The sequence below is a fragment of the bacterium genome (assembly GCA_036524115.1).
Classification (GTDB): domain Bacteria; phylum JAUVQV01; class JAUVQV01; order JAUVQV01; family DATDCY01; genus DATDCY01.
On record DATDCY010000148.1, the window covers coordinates 1 to 2,442 of the forward strand.

A 2,442-nucleotide genomic window follows, 5' to 3' on the forward strand; every position below is an offset into this window, starting at 1 on the left:
GCTGGACTTCACGCAGGTGACGCGGGTGCCGCGGATGCCGGCGTTCATGCGCGGGGTGATCAACCTGCGCGGGTCGGTGGTGCCGGTGGTGGACCTGCGGCTGCGGTTCGGGATGGGGGTGACCGAGCGCACGGTGAACACGTGCGTGATCATCGCCGAGGTGGAGGTGCTGGGCGAGCGCACGCTGCTGGGGGCGCTGGCGGACTCGGTGCAGGAGGTCATCGACCTGGGGCCGGGCCAGATCGACCCGCCGCCGCGGCTGGGCGGGAGCATCAGCGCGGAGTTCATCCGGGGGATGGGCAAGCGCGAGGAGGGGTTCGTGATCATCCTCGACGCCGACCGGGTGTTCTCCGGCGAGGAGCTGGCGCTCGTGCAGGGCGCGGGCGCGGAGGCCGCGGTCACGGCCTGACGTCGTCGTCGGAACCGGGCCCCTCCCCAGTGCGGGGAGGGGCTTCCTTTTTCGTCCGTTGCTGTTGATGTCGATCATCGTCATGTCCTGGAAATCCGCTCGTCAAATTCGTCAAATATATTTCTTGGAAATGTAACGATGTCGTGATAACCTTGTAACCGTGATGTCATTCACAGGGCATGGTTTTAAAACCGTTAAGCCCGTGTTCACCGCATCACCTCGTTCGCGTCTTTCCACAGTCTTTTCCCCAGCCAGGTTGCGAGTTGACTCTCCCGCAACTTCGGTCCCATCGGCGTTCCTGGGAATTGCGTCCGGCATCGGCGCCAATGCCGGCCGGCGCGCCTGCCCGCCGGAGCCCTGTCTCGGAAGACGCGTTCGTCGGGACATCATGGGGGGCCCCCGCCTTAGCGAGGGGAGGCTGCGCGGGAACTTCGACTCTTCCGGCTCGCGCCGGGTCGAGGGAGGTGGGGCATGAAGATTTCGACCAAGATGTACGTCGGCATCGGGTGCGTGATCGCGACGTTCGTGGGGCTGACTGTCTACTCCCAGGTCAGTCTGAGGAACACCAGGGCGGCGGTGGAGGAGATCGACCACTACCGCGAGCTGCAGTCGACGATCGCGCCGCGGATCGTGGACCACATGAAGTGGGCGGAATCGCTGGCCGTCGGCACGATGCTCTTCGGCAGGGAGTTCACCGGGCAGCTCGATCACACGAAGTGCAAGCTCGGCGAGTGGTACTACGACTTCAAGCCGCCGCGCCAGGTCGCGGAGTCGTTCAAGAAGATCGAGGAGCCGCACCGCAAGATGCACGCCACCGCCCCCAAGATCCTCGCGGCGCTGAGGGAGGGCAACCACGACCTGGCGAAGAGGATCTACCAGGAGGAAACGGCGCCCCTCCTCGCGGCGACCCAGGAGGCGCTGACGGACCTGCGCAACGACTTCAAGGACAAGGTCGTGGGCGCGATGACCGCGGACCTGACCGCGCGCCAGGCGCGGATGGGGACGACCTCGCTCATCGTCTACCTGGGGCTCGCGGTCCTTCTCGCCGCAGGCTCCTGGCTGTATCTGGCACGGCCGCTCCGGAAGGGGTTCGGCGACATCGCGGCGGCGCTCAAGAGCCTCACCGCCGGCGATCTGGAGGTCCGGCTCGACGCCGGCGGCGACGACGAGGTCGGGGACGCGCTCGGGGCGATGGGCCGGATGGTGGAGAGCCTGAAGGGCATGAGCCGCGCCGCCGAGCGCATCGCCGAGGGCGACCTGCTCGTGGACGTGGCGGTGCGCTCCGAGCAGGACACGCTCGGCAAGTCGCTGGAGAGCATGATCCGGAAGCTCCGGAACACGGTCGAGGAGGTCAAGCGCGCCGCGGAGAACGTCAGCGCGGGCAGCGGGGAGCTGGCCGCGAGCTCGGAGGAGATGAGCCAGGGGGCGAGCGAGCAGGCGGCGTCGGTCGAGCAGGTCTCGGCGTCGATGGAGGAGATGGTCGCGAACATCCAGCAGAACGCCGACAACGCGCAGCAGACGGAGAAGATCGCGCACAAGGCGGCCGTGGACGGGCGCGCGGCGGGCGGCGCCGTCACGCAGACGGTCGCGGCGATGCGCGAGATCGCGGGGAAGATCACGATCATCGAGGAGATCGCGCGGCAGACCAACCTGCTGGCGCTCAACGCGGCGATCGAGGCGGCGCGGGCCGGGGAGCACGGGAAGGGGTTCGCGGTGGTGGCTTCCGAAGTCCGGAAGCTTGCGGAGCGGAGCCAGAGTGCGGCCGCGGAGATCGGCCAGCTCTCGGCGGCGAGCGTCGACGTGGCGGAGAAGGCAGGGGCGATGCTGGCGAAGCTGGTGCCGGACATCCAGAAAACAGCGGAGTTAGTGCAGGAAATAAGCGCAGCGTCCAAGGAACAGACGAGCGGCGCGGACCAGATCAACAGTTCGATCCAGCAATTGAACCAGGTGATCCAGCAGAACGCGGGCGCAGCTGAAGAGATGGCCTCCACGGCTGAAGAGCTTTCGTCACAGGCCGAGCAGCTCCAGAGCAC

General features: G+C 67.2%; 2 protein-coding genes. Both read left to right on the forward strand.

The window, feature by feature from the left end; all coding sequences use genetic code 11:
• The coding region (locus tag VI078_07010) for a chemotaxis protein CheW (GenBank protein HEY5999040.1) at positions 1-409 on the forward strand (409 nt) is incomplete at its 5' end.
• Positions 410-880: 471 nt separating this feature from the next.
• Positions 881-2,442: methyl-accepting chemotaxis protein (locus tag VI078_07015; GenBank protein HEY5999041.1), on the forward strand; the 1,562-nt coding region annotated here is incomplete at its 3' end.